Origin of the sequence: Roseateles sp. (assembly GCF_046300915.1) — a bacterium.
Lineage (GTDB): Bacteria > Pseudomonadota > Gammaproteobacteria > Burkholderiales > Burkholderiaceae_C > Kinneretia.
In genome coordinates, this window is record NZ_JBKCLH010000110.1 from 19,725 (window position 1) to 39,197 (window position 19,473).

Genomic DNA, 19,473 nt, shown 5'->3' on the forward strand with positions numbered 1-19,473 from the left:
GGCCGGGCGCCATTCAGCGCTTGAGCGCGGCCTTGTAGAGGCGCCGGCCGCGGTGGGTGCCTGCCAGCAGCAGGAGATCACCGGGCAGCAGCTGGTCCTCTTCTGCGGGGCACAAGCGCATCACCCCCAGGCGCATATGCAGCAGCGGCACCATGGGTGCGTCGCTGGCCAGCTCCGCCACCTGCTGCCGCAGCTCGCGCAAGGTCTGCATGCGCCAGACGCTCTGGGTCCAGGTTTCCAGGATCTCGTCGCCCACGTCCTGGCGCAAGCGCTGCAGCAGGCCCGCCGCCCAGGCCTCATCCTGCTGGGCGGCCTGGCTCAGGAAATGGCCCAGCAGCGGCGCGCGCGTATGGCGTAGCACCTCGGTGGCGATGAGATAGCCCGTGGCCATGACCAGCCGAGCCCCCGCCTCCCGGAACAGCACGGCGTTGCGGGACTGGGTTCGCCGCAGGATGAGGGGCAGCTCGGGCGCCAGCTCGCGGGCCGCCATGGCAATCGCCAGATTGTCCAGGTCATCCACCGTGGCTGCGACCAGCAGCTGGGCCGTCTCGATGCCGGCCTTGCGCAGCACATGCGCGTCGGTGGGGTCGCCCCGGGTCAGGCGTTCGCAGCTGGCATCGGGTTCGGGGTCCACCACATGCAGCTCCACCTCCGTGTCGCGCAGGCGATGCCGCAAGGCGCGCGCCAGCGGTCCCCAGCCACAGACCAGCCAACGCCCCCGGGGCAGGGGCTGCACCGGCGCCATCACGGTCTGGCGCTGGGCGGTAATGGCCTCGTAGATGATGTGCAGGCTGGGCGCGTTGAGTGCAATCGCCATGCGTTCGGCAAACACATCAAAGGGATTGATCATCGCGTCGGCACCGGCCTGGGCCAGACGCGAATGCCAAGCATGATGGCTCACCGCCCCCAGCACCTGAAGATCGGGCGCCAGCATCTTGGCGCTGAGCACGATCTTGGTGTTCACGGCGTCATCGCCGGTCAGCGCCAGCACCCCCTTGCACATGGGATGACGCAGTCCCGCGGCCAGCAGCACCTGAGGATCGCTGGCATCCGCCTCCAGCGCCGGCACGGGCAGGGACAGGGCATCCACATCCACCGCCTCCACGCGCTCGTGGTCGCGATCCAGCACCACAACGGGCATATCGTCCGCGGTCAGCTCACGCGCCACGCGGCGGCCGGCATCGTCATAGCCGCACAGCAGATAGAAGGGCTCACGCAGCCCCTTGACCTGCCGGTAGAAGCGCCCCTGGAGCAGCAGGCGCCGCATGGTGGGGTCCTGCAGCACGGCAAACAGTGCGCCAAAGCTGTAGAGCCAGGCCACCACCGTCATGTAGATGCACAGGGTGCCCCAGAGCCGCTGCATGGGCGTGAAGGGATAGGGAATCTCGCCCAGGCCGATGGTGCTGCCCAGAAAGCTCACGAAGTAGGTGGCGTGCAGAAAGTCCATGCGCCAGGGCTGACCATCCGGCGTGGCACCGGGCACCAGCACAAAGCCCAGAATGGCCACCGCATAGGACAGGATCAGCACCACCAGCGGCCGACGCATGCGCCGCAGCAGGATGAAGAGGCTGTTGCGCTCGGCGAGCGCCCCACGCGCCGTAGCCATCAGCGGCGCTGGTTGGCGGTCTCGATCACCAGCAAGACCACCGAGACCACATTGGCCACCATGGCACCCGTGGCAAAGGAGACGATGGTGGCCATCTGCTTGGGCCCAAGCTCCGCCCCCGGCGCAAGCTGGGCCACCGCCACGCCCCAGACCCCGGCCGCCGCGAGCAACTGCACATCGGCCACCAGACTGGTGGCCAGCATGGTGGAGCCCAGGGGAGAACGATCGCCGAACTTCATCACCGTGGCCACCAGGCTGACGATGATGGCCAGAAACAGCTCCACCGAATCGTGGTGGTCCGGGTTGTCGATGTCGCCGACCACGAAGCCGACGTTGAGCGTCAGCGCCAGCACGATGACGAAGGCGAAGAGCACGCGTTCAAGGCTCATGGGTGTGCAGCGAAGTTGTGTGGAGAAAGTCTAGCCGCACTCGCGGCCCGCACGGCATGCTCGGGCACGCGACCAACTTGCGGCTTTGCGCCCACACGCCGCCCGCGCAGAAAACCCCGCTTGGGAGCGCGTGAGCCAGGCGCTACATTGCCGGTATGCAAGCGCTGCCCACTGAGTCCGATCGCGACCCGCGGCGCCGCGCCCTGGTCTGGCTGGGCCTGGCACTGAGCGGCGCCCTGCTGCCCTCGCATGCGGCCCAGGGCGTGGCCGCACCCACACAGCGCCGGCCAGCCGAGCGGCTGCCCGCTCTGGTGTCCGACGATGTGCTGCGGGACTACCGCCTGTTTCTGGGCGACCGCGACGCGCTGGCCCTGGAGGACTTCGGCGGCGCCCATGCCCGGCGCGATGTCGTCGAGGTGCTGCTGCTGCTCAAGGGCCTGGCGCACGCGCGGTTCACGCAGCCGGTGGACATGCTGCCCCGCCCCACCGATGCCCGCCTCAAGGCCGATCTGCGCAGCGGCCTGGGCGTCTGCACCGCCACCAGCTACTGGCGGCATGACTTTGATGCCGAGGACAAGGCGCTGATCTTCAGCCAGCCCCTGGTGGAGAACGGCGAGTTCGAGGCCGGGCTCTACGCCATGCCGAACAACCACCGGGCCCTGGCCGCCCGCAAGCTCGACGATCTGCGGCAGCTGCGTCTGATCTCCAACCGAGACTGGCGGGTCGACTGGGAAACCCTGACCCGACTGGGCCTGGGCGAGCGCCTGGAACATGTGGGCAACTGGTCCATGATGCCTCGCATGTTGGCCGCCGGTCGCGCCGACCTGCTGCTCGCGCCCTTCCAGCCCAGCGCGGACATGAGCCTGCAGGTCGACGGGCTCACCCTGCTGCCCGTGCGCGGGCTCAAGATCGCCATGCCGGGCACCCGACACTTCGTGCTGTCCAGGCGGCATCCCGCCGGCCCGGCCCTGGCCGTGGCTCTGAACACCGGGCTGCAGGCCCTGCGCCGCAACGGCGTGATCCGGCGCGCCTACACCCAGTCGGGCTTCTACCACCCCGAGGTCCGGGACTGGACGCGCCTCTAGGCCCCAGCCGACCTGCGGCGACTAGGGGCGGCGCGCAACGATGAACACGCGGAAGTCCTTGCTCCGCGTGCCATGGCGCTCCACGGCCTCCACACGCAAGCCTTGCTGCTCCAGGCGGGTGACGAGGTCCTGGGCCTTGAAGACCAGCACCGGCGGTGCCTTGCCCAGCCAACGCGCCAGCGGAATGGCCAGACGTCCGACCCAGGGGCTCATTTCACCGATACAGGGCGTCTTGGAGATGAAGAGTCCGCCAGGCCGCAGGGCTCGCAGCATGGCTGCCAGGGACATGTCCAGATCGGGCAGCAGATGCAGCGCGTTGAAAGCCAGCAGGGCATCAAAGCCCGCGGCCGGCGGCTGAACGGCGTCGGCCACCTCGAACTGCAGCGTGGCCACAGGCTGGGCCTGCTGCTTCTCGCGGGCAATGGCGATCATCTCGGTCGACACATCGGTGGCCAGATAGCGCCGGGTGCCAGCAGCCAGCCGCAGGGCGGTGCTGCCGGTGCCGCAAGCCACCTCCAGCACCGCCTGCTCGGCGCTCAGCAGTGCGCGCACACGATTCAGCGTGGCCTCGTAGCCGGGAAGGTCGGCGATTGCGTCTCGCGCATAGCGGCGGGCGATACGGTTCCAGAACGCGATCTGGGGGTGGGAGGAGCTCGGCATGGGCCCATGCTAACCATGCAAAAGCCAACGGTATTCCCGCAGAATTGCACAACACTAATGCATTTACGCATGGATCAACTGGACTGGAATCAGCTGCGCGCCTTTCTGCACACCGCGGAGGCCGGTTCTCTATCGGAGGCGGCCAGGCGGCTCGGACTGACCCAGCCCACACTGAGCCGCCAGGTCGCAGCCATCGAGCAGCGCCTGGGTGTGAGCCTGTTCGAGCGCATTGGGCGCTCTCTTCAGCCAACGCCCACGGGGCTGGCACTGCTGGAACATGCCCGCAGCATGGGTGCTGCAGCCCAGGAGCTGAGCCTGGCCGCCAGCGGGCACGCGCAGGCGGTGGACGGGGTGGTGAGCATCTCGGCCAGCGATATGGTCGCCGCCTGCCTGTTGCCGGCCGTGCTGCAAACACTGGCCGAGCGGGCGCCGGGCCTGCGCATCGAGGTGGTGACCACCAACAGCCTGTCCGACCTGAGACGGCGCGAGGCCGATATTGCATTGCGCCATGTGCGCCCCAGCGAGCCCGAACTCATAGGGCGGCTGCTGCGCGAGGCCAGCGCCAGCTTCTATGCCTCGAAGGACTGGATCCGTCGCCACGGCCATCCACGCCGTGCGGCAGAGGCCGCGGCACTGCGCTTTGTGGGCTCGGATCGCAGCGGCCGCTATCTGGCCTATCTGCAGGCACATGGCTTGCCGGTGGGCGAACACAACTTCTGCGCCTACGCCGAGAACGCGGCCACGGCCTGGGCCTTGGTACGGCAGGGGCTGGGCATAGGCGCCATGATGGACGAGGTGGCGGCCAGCTGCCCGGATGTGCAGCGCGTGCTGGACGAGGTGCCGCCAGTGCACTTCCCGATCTGGCTTCTCACCCACCGGGAGTTGCACACCGCCAGGCGCATACGCCTGGTCTTCGACCTGCTGGCCGAAGCCCTGGCCTCGCCCGCCGTGCTGCGCCCCTCGGGCCGCCATCCCTGAGCGGACTGCGCGCCCGGGCGGCGCTTGCGAACTTGTCCCGATGCGGCATGATCGACAGCCTGGTGTCGGGAGGCGGCAATGACGCGAATGACGATGTGTGCGGCTGCAGCGGGCGGGCTCTGGCTGGCAGCAAGCGTGATGGCGGCAGAGATCAGCATTCAGGTGCTGGATCGTGATGGCAAGCCTTTGCCAGAAGCCGTCGTGATCCTGGAGAGCACGGCCACCGGTGCTCGCCCCCAAGCGAAGATGGAGCACACGATCGAGCAAGAAGGCATGCGCTTTGTGCCGGCGGTCAGTGTGGTGCAACTCACGACCAAGGTGAACTTTGTCAATCTGGATCGCTGGGATCACCATGTTCGAGGCGGCGTGGTCGGCCCCGGCGGGGTGTACCTGGACCCCAGTCAGGGCTATGCCTTCCGCCTTGCGGGCAAGACAGCCGGCAAGAGCCCGGCGCGTGAGCAGCGCCAATACAGCCAGACCGGGCCGCAGCTGCTGAGCTGTCATTTGCATGCCTCGATGCGCGGGCATCTGTATGTGACCGATTCGCCCTGGGCCGCGGTCAGCGACGCGCAGGGCCAGCTCAGGCTCAGTGGCGTGCCGTCTGGCGCCGGGCGGCTGCGGGTTTGGCATGCCGACGAGTTGGTGGAAACGCCGGCCTTGGCCATCCAGGTGCTCGAGGGCATGGCGCCGATACGGATGGCCACACAGGTGGCGCCGCTCAAGAAGCGGGCGCCAAGCGGGCCCTCCTACGGGTACTGAGACATTGCCCCGCATGCGCCGCCCCCAGCGAGGTTGCGGGCGGCCGCAGGGAAGAACACTCGCCGCCGCTCACAGACGTATATCGATCACCAGGGCGTAGTTCGGCGTGGCGCGGCGATCGGTGCGGCTGTAGGCCTCGTCCGGCAGCCATTGGGTGGTGATCTGATTGGGCGGACCGCCCCAGGGCAGCGCGCCCTGCTTGGCCGTCAGGCGCAAGGACAGCTGCCGGTTGTACTGCCACTTGCCGTAGATCTCGCTCACCCGGGTGCGCGAGCGGTCCAGGCGCTGGTTCTCCGTGAGCTGGGTGCTGTAGCCGGGGCTCAGACTCAGGCTGGCACCCAGTGTGAGCGGCATGCCGCTCACGGCCTGGTCAAAGCCGAACGAGGCCGTCCAGGGCGCCTGACCGTCCAGGCGGTTGTCCGGCCCGGGCAGGCCCTGGACCCGGGAGCGGTAGGCGCTGAAGGTGGCACGCAGACTCAGGGCCCGCGCCGTTGATGAGTCTGCCCAGCGCTGGGGCAGCAGTTCGGAGGCCCGACCCTTGGCCTCCAGCTCCAGGCCGCTGGTCTGGGCGTTCGAGAAGTTCTGCGGCTCGCTGACCCAGCGCGGCACGCTGGCCCAGGACACATCGCGCAGGCTCAGCACCTGACGCACCACGCCTTCGAGGCGGCGATGGAAAACGCCCACGCTGAACATCGCGCCGCCCGCGCCGTAGTGTTCATAGGCCATGTCCAGACCCGTGGCCAGCTCGGGCTTCAGCCCCGGGTTGCCCAGGCGGTCCGGTGCATTCGGCGTGTTGGCCTGCTCGACATTGGGGAACTGCACGCTGACCACGGGCCGCGCCAGCATCAGGTTCAGGTCGGCGGCCCGGTAGCTGCGGCTTAGGCTGGCACGCAAGAGCTGGCGCCCCCTGGCATCGAATTTGTGGCTGAAGCTCAGAACGGGCGAGTTCACGCGGCTGCTGGCACTCAGTGCCGCAGCACCAGGCCCCATGGCCTGGCCGCGGGTCTGGATGCGCTCGTGGCGCAGCCCCAGATAGAGCTGCCACCGGGGCGTCAGCTCCCATTCGTCCTGCACATAGAAGGCCTGGCGCAGCAGGCGGGCCTCATAAGGCTGGCCCTCGAAGCCACCGGCCAGGGGCTGACCGTTGGCATCGACCGCATCACGGCTCTCCCTCAGCTCGCGCCGCTCCAGGTCCCAGCCCAGGCTCAGCGCATGATCTTCACCCAGCAGGCGGTTGTACTTGCCCGATTGCGTCAGGCCCTCGGCCCGCCCCGCGCCCAGGGTGCGTGTGCGCAGTCCGCTGTCGCCAAAGCTCTGGTTGGCCAGACTCCAGCTCGATTGCTGCACGCCGGCGCGCAGTTCCAGGCGCTGATCATCGGCCAGACCCTTGGACCAGCTGGCCTGGGCGTTGCGGTTGTAGGTGTCACGGTGCAAGTCCAGATCGTCGATCTCCGGCGGCTGGCCCGTGATGGCGCGGTTCTGGGTATCGATGCCGGCGTTCCAGTTCAGCTTCTGCAAGAAGGCGCTGAGCGAGAGCTTGTGATCGGGGCCCAGCTCCCAGTTCAGGCGCGGTGCGGCATTGGCGATCACGCCCCAGGCGACGAATCGGCTGTGATGCCGGCCCAGCGCCAGCTGGCCGTCGGTCCCCAGGCCGCGCCGCTCGATGTCGGCGCGGTTGTACTCGCGCTCCCAGTCGGAGAAGTAGATCGGCAGGGTGAAGGCGAGCGGCCCCTGGCTCTCACCCACGGTCAGCTGCAGATCCGGGTCGAGGTGTTTGCTCCCATCGTTCAGGCTTAGCTGCAAACTCCGCTGTGAGCGCCTGGGGGTGTTTTTCAAAATGACGTTGATGCTGCCGGCCACCGCCTGCGAACTCTGCTCCGCCGTCGGCGTTCGCAGTATCTCGATGCGCTCAATCTGGGCCGGATGGAGTTGATCGATCGAGAATCCGGCCGGCGCCGGATCGCCATTGATGAGTATCTGCGTATAGCGACCACTCAGCCCCCGCAAACTCGGACCATCGCTGCCAATACTCACGCCCGGCTGGCGGCGCAATACATCCAGGATATTGCTGTCACCAAATCGATCCAGCTCCTCGCGACCCACGATTTGCTTGGCCTGCCTGGCGGCGCGGCGCAACTCGGTCGCGCTCTGCCGCGCGAGCACCTCCACCCGCTGCAGGCTGGAGCGCTCGGGCCGGACAAGGCCCTCATTATTCGCCGCGTCCTGGGCCGCACAGGCCAGGGGAAGGAGGAATAGCGAAGCCGCCACACGGCTGTGGGCGGGCGGCAGGCCGGAAAACTTGGGCATGGATCAGGCTCCGTAACAAGAAGCCTGCAGGCTAGCAACGCCCCTATAAATCAAGGCCTTGCAACGGTTTTCCGGACTCCAGGAACAGGTTTCAGGAGCTCTGCGCAGCCTTGCGATAGGCCGCGGGGGTGATGCCTTCGAGCTTCTTGAAGGCGCTGTAGAAGGTGGACGCGGACTGGAATCCGGCGGCCTCGGCCACCTCCTCCATGGAGCGCGGCTGGGCGTCCCGCAGCAGGGTCTTGGCCGCGTCCACCCGCCATTGGCTCAGGTACTGCTTGAACGAGGTCTGGTTGTTGTCATTGAGGAGCTGCGAGAGTTTGGCCTGGGGCAGCCCCATGCGCCGGGCCAGGCGCTGCAAATTCAGATTCGGATCCCGATACAGCGCCTCTCCCGCCATCAGGGCATCCAGCTGCGTCAAATGAGCGCGGGCTTCATCCGGGGGGATTCTCTTGTCTTGATAGGGCTCAATCGCGGCCTGGCCCGAATACACGCGCCACGCGATCAGCAAACTGAAAGCCAGCACAAAAGTAAATGACAGGGCACCGACAATGTAGGAGGTATAGGTGGACGTCCAGTAAGCCACCCAGATCAGGCCCACGCCGCCCCAGGCACCCAGCAGGGGCAAGGCGCTCTGCGTATCGCTGAGTTGCGCGCGCCGCTGCCACAGCACGAGGGTCGCCAGCAGCCAGTAGGCCAGCAGGCCGGCATTGATGCCCGGAATGACCCAGGTCCACCAGGTCCGCACATGCTGGGCATAGGGCAGCAGCAGATTCAGCGCCAGCGTCAGCGCGATCAAGAAGCCCAGATGCCAGCGGTCCGCACGCTGCAGACCGGCGCTGCGACCCAGCCCGGAGCGCAGCAGAAAAAACAGGCAAGGCCCGATCAGGAACCAGGCACTCAGGCCCAGCTGCTGCACGGTTCTGGAGACCTCGGGCCAGAAGTGATAGGCCACCGATTTGCCGGTGCGCACACTGACCAGCCAGACCAGCAGGGCCAGCCAGCGCTGGGTCGGGCGCCCGCGCGCACGCCACCACAGAAAACAGGCCAGGGCGATGCCGTTGAAACTGCCGAGCAATGAAAAGAAGAACAGCAGATGTTGGCTCAAGGGATTCATCGGTCAGGCGCTGTTCGTACAAATGGGCCGGTCGCAGACGGTCGCTGTTCGGAGCTGAATCCTCTTGAAGACCGTCCGGGGACGGCCTGCGGCCAGATCACGCCGCCGCGCAGGCGGCGGCACGGCGCCTCACTTCGGCTGGAAGCCCGGCACGCCCGCCTGCCAAAGGAAGAAGGACCAGCGGTCCGCCGTGCGCTGCTGACCCTGGATGCGCGTGGAGCCCACACCGTGGCCGGCGTCATATTCCAGACGCATCAGCACCGGCTTGCCCTGGGGATTGGCGGCGACAAAGCGGGTGGCCGTCTTGGTGCTCATCCACACATCCACACGCGTGTCGTTCACCCCATGCTCGAACAGCAGGGCCGGGTACTTGGTGCCGGGCTTGATGTGCTCATAGGTGCTGTTGTTGCGCAGCGCGTGGAACTCCTGCTCGATCTTCACCGTGCCGTACTCGGGGATATTGCCCGCGCCATTGGCCCGCGTCTCGCTGCGGATCTGGTCCAGATTGCCCACGCCGATGCCGGCCGCGGCAAAGAGATCGGGGCGCTCGGTGAGCACGCGCCCCACGAAGATGCCGCCGGCGCTGCCGCCATACACGGCCAGCTTGGACGGCGAGGTGTAGCCCTGCCGGATCAGCCACTCAGCAGTGGCAATGCCATCGCGCCAGGTGTTGAACTTGCTGGTCTTGTGGCCGGCCTTGTGCCACTCATCACCCAGGATGCCGCCACCGCGCGCATGGCAAAACACCATCACCCCGCCTTGCTCCAGCCAGGCCAGGGTGCGCAGGCTGATGCCGGGCTCCTCCACAGTGCCGTAGGCGGCATAGCCATAGAGCAGGGTCGGGTTGCGGCCATCGAGCTTGATGTCGCTGCGCGCAATGATGGAGACCGGCACTTCCACGCCGTCGTGGCTCTTCACCTTCACCTCGCGCGCCACCACGCCGGGCAGCACATCGAACTTGCCCTGGGGCGCCAGGTTCAGCGCCTTGGGCGCACTGTCTTTGGCGGCCAGGAAATAGTGCTGGGCCGTGCGGGTCCAGCCCGAGAGCTGCAGCACCAGGCCAGGCAGCTCGGTGTCGGCATCCGCGATGGTCACATTGCCTTCAAACGGCAGCGTGATAGCTTGCGCCGCCTTCGCCGCAGCCCCCGCTTCAAGGCCATGCGGCAGGCGATACAGCTTCTTGGCCGCGCCATCGCGGCGGGTGAAGTACAGACCTTCGGGCGCGGACGCGATGGCCGTGATCACCTCCGCGCCGCCCGGCACCAGCAGCTCGGCACGGGCCATATCGGCCTGCGGCAGGGCCAGGCGCAGCAGCTTGTAGCGCGGCGCGTCCTGGGCCGAGCGCAGGTACAGCCAACCCTGGTGCACGCTGACATCGCCCACCTTCGCGGACTGGTCAAACACCTTGCGCCACTTGGGCTTGCCCGCCAGCAGGTCCGCGGTGTCGCTCATATACAGCGAGCGGTAGCGGCTCACGCCGTGATAGACCACGGCCAGCGCCACGGGCTGACCGCGCAGCACCAGCACGCTGGCGCCGTCGGATCGGTCCAGGCCCAGTTCAGGGTGCACGGTGGGGCCGAACACCGCCACATCCTTGTCCGGCTCGGCCAAACGCCGCAGATAGACGGTGTTGTCCATGAAGCGCTCGGCGCGCGGGCGCTGTTCCCAGCCCTGGGCCAGGCGCGAGTAGAAGAAGGCCGAGCCATCATCCAGCCAGCTCGCGCCACCGCCGCGAATGCGGTCGATGGGCGGCATCACTTCCTGACCGGTCTCGGTGTTGATCACATGCAGGGTGCCGATCTCGGCGCCGCCGGCCGAGATGCTGTAGGCCACCAGGGAACCATCCTTGCTGTGGCTGTAAGCGCCGATGGCATGGGGCTTGCCCGTGGCCTTGGCCAGGGCCTCGGGGTCCACCAGCAGCTTCTCGGGGCCGTCAAAGCCGCGGCGCATATAGAGCTTGAACTGGTTGTCGCTGGCCAGACGCTTTTCATAGAACAGATTGCCCCGGGCATCGCGGCTCACGTCCGTCACATTGGCCGGCACCTCTGCATCCAGCTCCTGGATGCGCTTGAGCAGGCGCTCGCGGCCCGGAATGCGCGAGAGCACCTTCTCGGTGGCCTCGGCCTGCGACTTCATATAGGCCTGCACGCCGGGTTCACTGAGGTTCTCCAGGCAGCGGTAGGGGTCCTCGATCTTCACCCCCCAGTAGGTATCGCTCACCGGACAGGGAGGATGCGGGGCGGGCATGTCAACGCCGGCCACGACGGCGGCTTCGACCTTGAGCGCGGTGCTCAAAGCCAGGGTCAGTGCAAGCGCAAGTGCAGGGGCTGGGGTTCTCAAAGGGCTTCTCCGGCTTAGGGGCCGGATCATAAGGAATCGGCGCGCCCCCTCACTCAAGCCGGCGTGGGCGACTGCGGCCGCTGGCTAAGCTGCAGCAGGAACAAGTCCAAGTGAGTCGCGCCTGTGTGCACCTGCTCAAGGCAATGCGCGCACGAGGGCCTTGACATACCTCCCAGGCGCCGTTGACTACGCTGTCTCGGCCGTTCACCCGCTCAAATCGAATAGCCCAGCAACATCGCCACGCCGGCTTCCTTGTTGGGGCGCATAAAGCTGTCGCGCGTCAGGCGACTCATCGGGATGCTCAGGGCCGGCGTCTCGAACCACTTCTTGTAGAGGGTCTGGATCTCGCCGCTGGTGAACAGACGGCTCAGAGTGCGATCCACCACCTCGTTCAGACGGGTGTCCCCCTTTCGCATCATGATGCCGTAGGGCTCCACCGAAAAAGTCATGCTGGCCAGGCCCAGCGCATCCAGCGCGTTCTCCTTCGAGGCCAGGCCTTGCAGCAGCGCGTCGTCCTGGGGGAAGGCGCGTGCCTTGCCTTCACGCAGCGCCTTGAACGCCTCATTGTTGTTGGCGTATTGCACCAGCTGCATCTTGGCTTCGCCGGAGCTGTTCAGCTGGGTGAACAGCTTCTCCGATGTCGTGCCCTTGCTCACAGCGATGGTCATGCCGTCCAGATCCTTGACGGAATCCACCCGGGTGCCCTTGGCCACCAGCACCTTCATGCGGGCCACAAAGATGGTGTCGCTGAAGCTCACCTGCGCCTGACGGGCCTTGGTGTTGGTGGTGGAACCGCACTCCAGGTCGATCTCTTCCTTCAGCAGCTTGGGAATCCGTTCCGGTCCGGACACCACCACATAGTTGACCTTCAGGTCCCGCAGCTTGAGTTCCTTCTTGATCTCGTCCACCGCAGCCAGGCACAGGTCCACCGAGTAGCCGCTTGGCTGCTTGGCGTCGTTCAGGAAGGAGAAGGGACGGGCTGCCTCCCGGACACCCAGGTTGACCGTCTTGGTATCGCGGATGCGGGACAGGGTGTCCGCATGAACGGCAAGGGATGCCAGGGAAACTGCCAGACCGAGAACACCCATCGTCAGCGGGCGAATCGGGGGGCGCAGGGACAACACGGCAGCGGGACGGACGGCTCGACGCAGAAAGGATGCAGGCATGGACGCTCTCAAAAACTCAAAACAGCACAGGCAAGAGCGGCTGTGGATACGCCGGAAAGGCGCGGCGCGATACGGTACATCAGCAGGCTGGGCGACGCGAAGAGCGGTGACGCTCGCACCCCAGCCTTCCGTCGAATAGTGCCGATCAGCAGGGTTTTTACATACCTTTTCGCAGGATTGCCGCGCGATCAGCGCTGCGGATGGGAGGCCCCCCGGCGACGTCAAGCGCGAGCGGGGCCAAACCAGCAGAGATCCGCACAAAACAAAGCCCGAACCGTTGCCAGTTCGGGCCTTGTCACAAGAGCCGGGAGGCTGGCTTACTTCCGCGCCGGCGGCACATCCGTGCAAGAGCCATGCGCCACCTCGGCCGCCATGCCGATGCTCTCGCCCAGCGTGGGGTGCGGATGGATGGTCTTGCCGATGTCCACCGCATCGGCGCCCATCTCGATGGCCAGGGCGATCTCGCCGATCATGTCGCCGGCATGCGTCCCGACGATGCCGCCGCCCAGGATCTTGCCGTGGCCATGGGCCTCGGGGCTGTCGTCGAAGAGCAGCTTGGTGAAGCCTTCGTCGCGGCCGTTGGCGATGGCGCGGCCCGAGGCGGCCCAGGGGAACAGGCCCTTCTTGACCTTGATGCCTTGGGCCTTGGCCTGCTCCTCGGTCAGGCCCACCCAGGCCACCTCGGGGTCGGTGTAGGCCACGCTCGGGATCACGCGGGCGTTGAAGGCGGCGGAGGCCAGCTCCTTATTGCCCTGCAGCTCGCCGGCAATGACCTCGGCCGCCACATGCGCCTCGTGCACCGCCTTGTGCGCCAGCATGGGCTGGCCCACGATGTCGCCGATGGCGAAGATGTGCGGCACGTTGGTGCGCATCTGGATGTCGACATTGATGAAGCCACGGTCGGTCACGGCCACACCGGCCTTGTCGGCCGCGAGCTTCTTGCCATTGGGCGTGCGGCCCACGGCTTGCAGCACCAGGTCGTAGACGCCTTCGCTCTTGCTCCCGTCCAGGCCCTCGAACTGCACCTTGATGCCCTCGGCCGTGGCCTCGGCCCCCACCGTCTTGGTCTTCAACATGATCTTGTCGAAGCGGTGCTTGTTCATCTTCTCCCAGACCTTGACCAGGTCACGGTCCGCGCCCTGCATCAGGCCGTCCATCATCTCCACCACGTCCAGGCGCGCGCCCAGGGTGCTGTAGACGGTGCCCATCTCCAGGCCGATGATGCCGCCGCCGACGATGAGCATCTTCTTGGGCACTTCTTTGAGCGCCAGGGCGCCGGTGCTGTCAACGATGCGATCGTCCTGCGGGAAGAAAGGCAGGCGCACGGCCTGCGAACCCGCGGCGATGATGGCGCGCTTGAAGGCCAGCACGGTCTTGCCGCCGGTCTTGTCCTGGCCGCTGCCGCTGGTTTCCTCCACTTCGAGATGGTTGGCACCGACAAAGCTGCCGTAGCCGCGCACGACCGTCACCTTGCGCATCTTGGCCATCTGGGCCAGGCCGCCGGTGAGCTTGCCGATGACCTTTTCCTTGTGGCCGCGCAGCTTGTCGATATTGACGCTGGGCGCGCCGAAGTCCACGCCCAGATCGGCCATGTGGCTGACCTCGTCCATGACGGCCGCCACATGCAGCAGGGCCTTGGACGGGATGCAACCCACGTTCAGGCAGACGCCGCCCAGGCTGGCATAGCGCTCGACCAGCACGACCTTTAGCCCCAGGTCGGCGGCGCGGAAGGCGGCCGAGTAACCACCGGGGCCACCACCCAGCACCAGAACGTCGTACTCCGCATCGGCGCTGCCGCTGTAGCTGGCAGCCTGGGGTGCAGGCGCAGCCGCCGCCGGGGCCGCAGCCGCAGGAGCAGGGGCCGGCGCGGGCGCTGCGGCCTCGGCGGCTTCCAGGCTCAGCACCAGGCTGCCCTGGTTCACCACATCACCCACCTTGAGCTTGAGCTCCTTGACCACGCCGGCATGGCTGGACGGGATCTCCATGGAGGCCTTGTCGCTCTCCACCGTGATCAGGCTCTGGTCCACCTTGACGGTATCGCCCACCTTGACCAGCAGCTCGATCACCGCCACGTCCTTGAAGTCGCCGATGTCGGGGACCTTCACTTCGATGATTGCCATGACTGGGTTCTCCTTACAGGGCAATCCGACGGAAGTCGGCCAAGAGCGAGGCGAAGTAGACGTTGAAGCGAGCGGCGGCGGCACCGTCGATCACGCGATGGTCCCAGCTCAGGGACAGCGGCAGGATCAGGCGCGGCTGGAAGGCCTTGCCATCCCACACCGGCTCGATGCTGCTCTTGCACACGCCCATGATGGCGACTTCCGGCGCATTGATGATGGGCGTGAAGTACTTGCCGCCGATGCCGCCCAGGGACGAGATCGAGAAGCAGCCGCCGCTCATCTCGGCGGGGCCCAGCTTGCCGTCGCGCGCCTTCTTGGCCAGCTCGCTCATCTCCTGGCTGATCTGGAAGATGCCCTTCTTGTCGGCATCCTTGATCACCGGCACCACCAGGCCATTGGGCGTGTCCGCCGCAAAGCCGATGTGGAAGTACTGCTTGAGCACCAGGCTGCCGTCCACATCCAGGGAGGCGTTGAACTCGGGGAACTTCTTGAGCGCGGCCACGGCGGCCTTGATCATGAAGGCCAGCATGGTGACCTTGATGCCGCTCTTCTCGTTCTCCTTGTTGAGCTGCACGCGGAAGGCTTCCAGCTCGGTGATGTCCGCATCGTCGTGGTTGGTGACGTGGGGAATCGTGACCCAGTTGCGGTGCAGATTGGCGCCCGAGATCTTCTTGATGCGGCCCAGCTCCTTGCGCTCGACCGGACCGAACTTCTCGTAGTCCACCTTGGGCCAGGGCAGCAGGCCCGGGAAGGCGCCAGCGCCGCCTGCTGCCGCGCCCGCCGGGGCCGCGGCCTTCTGCGCACTGGTCTGCAGGGCACCGCTCATCACCGCCTTCACAAAGCCCTGGACATCGCTCTCCACGATGCGACCCTTGGGGCCCGAGCCCTTGACCTCGTCCAGCGGCACGCCCAGCTCGCGGGCCAGCTTGCGGATGCTGGGCGAGGCATGGGGCAGCTTGCCCTTGGGCGCGCTGGGATCATGAGCCGGCACGGCAGCAGCCACCGGCGCTGCGACTGCAGCCGCCACGGCCGCCACAGCCATAGGAGCCGGCGCAGCGGCAGCCGGAGCCGCCACGGGCGCAGCCGGTGCAGGCGCGGCGGCGCCACCAGCGACTTCCACCACGGCGATCAGCGTGCCCTTGGCCACCTTGTCGCCCAGCTTGACCTTGAGCTCCTTGAGCACGCCGGCGTGGCTGGAGGGGATCTCCATGGAGGCCTTGTCGCTCTCCACGGTGATCAGGCTCTGCTCCACCTTGAAGGTGTCGCCGACCTTGGCCAGCAGCTCGATGACCGCGACCTCGTCGACGTCGCCGATGTCAGGAACGTCAACCACGACAGAGCTCGTACCGACGTTCTGCGGCGCCACCGGTGCGGGGGCGGCCGCCACAGGCGCCGGAGCAGCAGCCGGCGCGGTTGCGGGAGCGGGAGCGGGAGCGGCAGCCGCGTCCGACTCCAGCACCAGCAGCACGCTGCCCTCATTGACCGTATCACCGAGCTTGACCTTCAGTTCCTTGACCACGCCAGCATGCGAGGAAGGAATCTCCATCGAGGCCTTGTCGCTCTCCACCGTGATCAGGCTCTGCTCCGCCTTGACCGTGTCACCGGGCTTGACCAGCAGCTCGATGACGGCCACGTCCTTGACGTCCCCGATATCGGGCACTTTCACTTCAAGCAATGCCATGTTCTTGTCTCCGCGTGGGCGCCGATCAGGCGTACAGGGGGTTGATCTTCTCGACGTTCAGGCCGTACTTGGCAATCGCCTCGGCGACCTTGGCCACCGGCAGCTTGCCTTCGTCGGCCAGGGACTTCAGCGCGGCCACCACCACGTAGTGACGGTTCACCTCGAAGTGCTCGCGCAGCTTGGAGCGGAAGTCCGAGCGGCCGAAACCGTCGGTGCCCAGCACCTTGTACTCGCGGCCCTTGGGGATGAAGGCGCGAATCTGGTCCGCATAGCTCTTCATATAGTCGGTGGCGGCGATCACGGGGCCCGTGGTCTTGGCCAGCTGCTGGGCCACGAAGGACTGGCGCGGCGTCTCGGTCGGGTGCAGCAGGTTCCAGCGCTCCACGTCCTGGCCTTCACGGGCCAGCTCGTTGAAGCTGGGGCAGGACCAGATGTGGGCGTCCACGCCCCAGTCGGCCTTGAGCAGTTCCTTGGCGGCGATGGACTCGCGCAGGATGGTGCCCGAGCCCAGCAGGTTGACGCTGAGCTTGGCCTTTGCGTCGGCGCCGTCCAGCAGGTACATGCCCTTGAGGATCTCGGCCTCGGTGCCGGCCTTCAGGCCCGGCATGGCGTAGTTCTCGTTGAGCAGGGTCAGGTAGAAGAACACGTTCTCCTGGTTCTCCACCATGCGCTTGAGGCCGTTGTGCATGATCACGGCCACTTCGTGCGCGAAGGTCGGGTCGTAGGAGATGCAGTTGGGGATGGTGCCGGCCAGGATGTGGCTGTGGCCATCCTCGTGCTGCAGGCCTTCGCCATTCAGCGTGGTGCGGCCCGAGGTGCCGCCCAGCAGGAAGCCACGCGCCTGCATATCGCCGGCGGCCCAGGCCAGATCACCGATGCGCTGGAAGCCGAACATCGAGTAGTAGACGTAGAACGGGATCATCACGCGGTTGTTCGTCGAATACGACGTTGCCGCAGCGATCCAGCTGGCCATGCCGCCGGCCTCGTTGATGCCTTCCTGCAGGATCTGGCCGGCCTTGTCCTCGCGGTAGTACATCACCTGGTCCTTGTCGACCGGGGTGTAGAGCTGACCCTTGGGGTTGTAGATGCCGATCTGGCGGAACAGGCCTTCCATGCCGAAGGTGCGGGCCTCGTCCACCAGGATGGGCACCACGCGCGGGCCCAGGGCCTGGTCGCGCAGCAGCTGGGTCAGGAAGCGCACATAGGCCTGGGTGGTGGAGATCTCACGGCCTTCGGCAGTGGGCTCCAGCACGGCCTTGAAGGTCTCCAGCGAGGGCACGGTGAAGCTCTCGTCGGCCTTGACGCGGCGCTTGGGCAGGTAGCCGCCCAGGGCCTGGCGGCGCTCGTGCAGATAGCGCATCTCCGGCGTGTCGTCGGCCGGCTTGTAGTAAGGCAGCTTGGGCAGCTCGCTGTCGGGGATGGGGATGCCGAAACGGTCGCGGATGTACTTGATGTCATCGTCCGTCAGCTTCTTGGTCTGGTGGACGGTGTTCTTGCCCTCGCCGGCCTTGCCCATGCCATAGCCCTTGACGGTCTTGACCAACAGCAGGGTCGGCTGCCCCGTGGTGTTGTGGTGGGCCTTGTGGAAGGCGGCAAACACCTTCTCGGGCTGATGACCACCGCGACGCAACTCGAAGATCTCTTCGTCGCTCATATGCTCCACGAGCTTGGCGGTCTCGGGGTACTTGCCGAAGAAATGCTTGCGGACATAGGCGCCGTCATTGGCCTTCATGGCCTGATAGTCGCCGTCCACGGTTTCCATCATGAGTTGCTTGAGCTTGCCGCTCTTGTCGCGCGCCAGCAGCTCGTCCCAGCCCTTGCCCCAGATCAGCTTGATGACGTTCCAGCCGCTGCCACGGAACTCGCCTTCCAGCTCCTGGATGATCTTGCCGTTGCCGCGCACCGGGCCGTCCAGGCGCTGCAGATTGCAGTTGATGACGAAGACTAGGTTGTCCAGACCCTCGCGCGCGGCCAGGCCGATGGCGCCCAGGGATTCCGGCTCGTCCATCTCGCCGTCGCCCATGAAAGCCCAGACCTTGCGGTTGGCAGTGTCGGCAATGCCGCGGGCGTGCAGGTACTTCAGGAATCGGGCCTGGTAGATGGCCATCAAGGGGCCCAGACCCATCGAGACGGTCGGGAACTGCCAGAACTCCGGCATCAGCTTGGGGTGCGGGTAGCTGGACAGGCCCCGTCCGTCCACTTCCTGGCGGAAGCTGTCCAGCTGTTCCTCGTTCAGGCGGCCTTCCAGGAAGGCGCGGGCGTAGATGCCGGGGGAGCTGTGGCCCTGGATATAGAGCAGGTCGCCGCCATGGTTCTCGCTCTCGGCGTGCCAGAAGTGGTTGAAGCCGGCACCCAGCATCGAGGCCAGGGAGGCAAAGGAGCCGATATGGCCGCCCAGATCACCGCCGTCGGCCGGGTTCAGGCGATTGGCTCGCACCACCATCGCCATCGCGTTCCAGCGCATGTAGGCGCGCAGACGCTTTTCGATCTCGATATTGCCCGGGCACTTGGCTTCCTGGTCGGCCGGAATGGTGTTCACATAAGCCGTGGTGGCCGAGAAGGGCACGTCGATGCCAGCCTGGCGCGCATGGTCGATCAGCTGGTTCAGCAGGAAGTGGGCACGCTCACCACCCTCCTCGCCGATCACGGCCGACAGCGCGTCCAGCCATTCCTTGGTTTCGAGGGCGTCGGTGTCATGGGCTGCACCGGGGAAAGACTGCGGCTGAGCAGACATGCTTGTCTCCTGTTGTCTATGGATCAGGGCACGGCACACACGTGGTTGGGCCCGAATTTAGAGGCTGATGCCAAAACTTCGGCGGGAGTGTCGCACAGCATGGCGCATTTTTCCAAATAGCGCGAGCACGTTTCATATTGTGAGATTTAATCGGTTTTCTCGTGAGGAATGCCGCAGCGGCTGGCCTTGATAATCCGCGCACCATGCTCTCCCGCTTCGAACTCAAGAACTTCACGCGGCGTGCCCTGCTGCCCCTGCAGCGCCTGGCGACCGCCTGGTGGCGGCGCCAGTCGCCGGCGCGTCAGGACCGCTTCGCCACCCTGGGTCCGCTGATCTCGGTGCTGCTCTTCCTGGCGGCCATCATCCTGGCCTTCTGGTATCTGCGTAACGAGGAGATTGAGCGCGAGGCCGAAGCCGTCAAGCGCGACACCGAGATCGCCCAGCAGCAGATCCGGCTGCGCCTGATCGAGAACCAGGAACAGCTGGTGCGCATCGCCCGGGAGATCGTCACCCGCGCAGTCGACGCCCACGAGT

At 66.4% G+C, this 19,473-nt stretch carries 13 protein-coding genes and 1 pseudogene; 4 read left to right on the plus strand and 10 right to left on the minus strand.

Translation table 11 applies throughout. The features are described 5' to 3' along the window. Positions 1 to 13 precede the first annotated feature (13 nt). Positions 14 to 1,606, minus strand: a complete 1,593-nt coding sequence (locus ACK5F2_RS08210; protein WP_409864013.1) for a potassium channel family protein — start codon at positions 1,604 to 1,606, stop codon at positions 14 to 16. Further along, complete coding sequence (locus ACK5F2_RS08215; protein ID WP_409864014.1) at positions 1,606 to 1,995, minus strand: DUF6394 family protein; 390 nt, start codon at positions 1,993 to 1,995, stop codon at positions 1,606 to 1,608. The genes ACK5F2_RS08210 and ACK5F2_RS08215 overlap by 1 nt, the downstream gene beginning before the upstream one ends. A 155-nt stretch (positions 1,996 to 2,150) precedes the next feature. Here ACK5F2_RS08215 and ACK5F2_RS08220 point away from each other — a divergent pair, with 155 nt between their 5' ends. Then, positions 2,151 to 3,080 (plus strand): hypothetical protein, encoded by a 930-nt coding sequence (locus ACK5F2_RS08220; RefSeq protein WP_409864015.1) that lies wholly within the window; start codon positions 2,151 to 2,153, stop codon positions 3,078 to 3,080. Positions 3,081 to 3,101: 21 nt separating this feature from the next. On the opposite strand, the gene ACK5F2_RS08225 is transcribed toward ACK5F2_RS08220, so the two are convergent. Further along, complete coding sequence (locus ACK5F2_RS08225) at positions 3,102 to 3,740, minus strand: class I SAM-dependent methyltransferase (RefSeq protein ID WP_409864016.1); 639 nt, start codon at positions 3,738 to 3,740, stop codon at positions 3,102 to 3,104. Between the two features lie 69 nt (positions 3,741 to 3,809). Here ACK5F2_RS08225 and ACK5F2_RS08230 point away from each other — a divergent pair, with 69 nt between their 5' ends. Continuing rightward, positions 3,810 to 4,718: a LysR family transcriptional regulator gene (locus ACK5F2_RS08230; protein ID WP_409864017.1), complete on the plus strand. Its 909-nt coding sequence runs from the start codon at positions 3,810 to 3,812 to the stop codon at positions 4,716 to 4,718. Positions 4,719 to 4,856: 138 nt separating this feature from the next. After that, the gene (locus tag ACK5F2_RS08235) at positions 4,857 to 5,477 is read left to right on the plus strand and encodes a plastocyanin (RefSeq protein ID WP_409864018.1); all 621 of its coding nucleotides are present in this window, start codon (positions 4,857 to 4,859) and stop codon (positions 5,475 to 5,477) included. A 69-nt stretch (positions 5,478 to 5,546) separates the two neighbouring features. On the opposite strand, the gene ACK5F2_RS08240 is transcribed toward ACK5F2_RS08235, so the two are convergent. From ACK5F2_RS08240 to aceE, 7 genes are all read right to left on the minus strand, one after another. Next, complete coding sequence (locus ACK5F2_RS08240) at positions 5,547 to 7,784, minus strand: TonB-dependent receptor plug domain-containing protein (RefSeq protein WP_409864019.1); 2,238 nt, start codon at positions 7,782 to 7,784, stop codon at positions 5,547 to 5,549. 91 nt (positions 7,785 to 7,875) lie between these two features. Next, positions 7,876 to 8,889, minus strand: coding sequence for a helix-turn-helix domain-containing protein (locus ACK5F2_RS08245; RefSeq protein WP_409864021.1), 1,014 nt, complete (start codon positions 8,887 to 8,889; stop codon positions 7,876 to 7,878). A 138-nt stretch (positions 8,890 to 9,027) separates the two neighbouring features. Then, entirely contained in the window at positions 9,028 to 11,238 is a 2,211-nt protein-coding gene (locus ACK5F2_RS08250; protein ID WP_409864022.1) for a prolyl oligopeptidase family serine peptidase, read from the minus strand. Positions 11,239 to 11,450: 212 nt separating this feature from the next. Next, entirely contained in the window at positions 11,451 to 12,326 is an 876-nt protein-coding gene (locus tag ACK5F2_RS08255) for an amino acid ABC transporter substrate-binding protein (protein ID WP_409864024.1), read from the minus strand. A gap of 395 nt (positions 12,327 to 12,721) precedes the next feature. Continuing rightward, positions 12,722 to 14,524 carry a dihydrolipoyl dehydrogenase gene (lpdA, locus tag ACK5F2_RS08260; protein ID WP_409864026.1) on the minus strand — a complete coding sequence of 601 codons (1,803 nt, stop codon included), beginning with the start codon at positions 14,522 to 14,524 and terminating at the stop codon, positions 12,722 to 12,724. Positions 14,525 to 14,537: 13 nt separating this feature from the next. After that, complete coding sequence (gene aceF / locus ACK5F2_RS08265) at positions 14,538 to 16,205, minus strand: dihydrolipoyllysine-residue acetyltransferase (RefSeq protein WP_409864028.1); 1,668 nt, start codon at positions 16,203 to 16,205, stop codon at positions 14,538 to 14,540. 25 nt (positions 16,206 to 16,230) lie between these two features. Next, positions 16,231 to 18,939: a pyruvate dehydrogenase (acetyl-transferring), homodimeric type gene (gene aceE / locus ACK5F2_RS08270; RefSeq protein WP_409864030.1), complete on the minus strand. Its 2,709-nt coding sequence runs from the start codon at positions 18,937 to 18,939 to the stop codon at positions 16,231 to 16,233. A 203-nt stretch (positions 18,940 to 19,142) separates the two neighbouring features. Here aceE and ACK5F2_RS08275 point away from each other — a divergent pair. Beyond that, positions 19,143 to 19,473, plus strand: a pseudogene (locus ACK5F2_RS08275) (PAS domain-containing sensor histidine kinase); the annotation flags it as partial.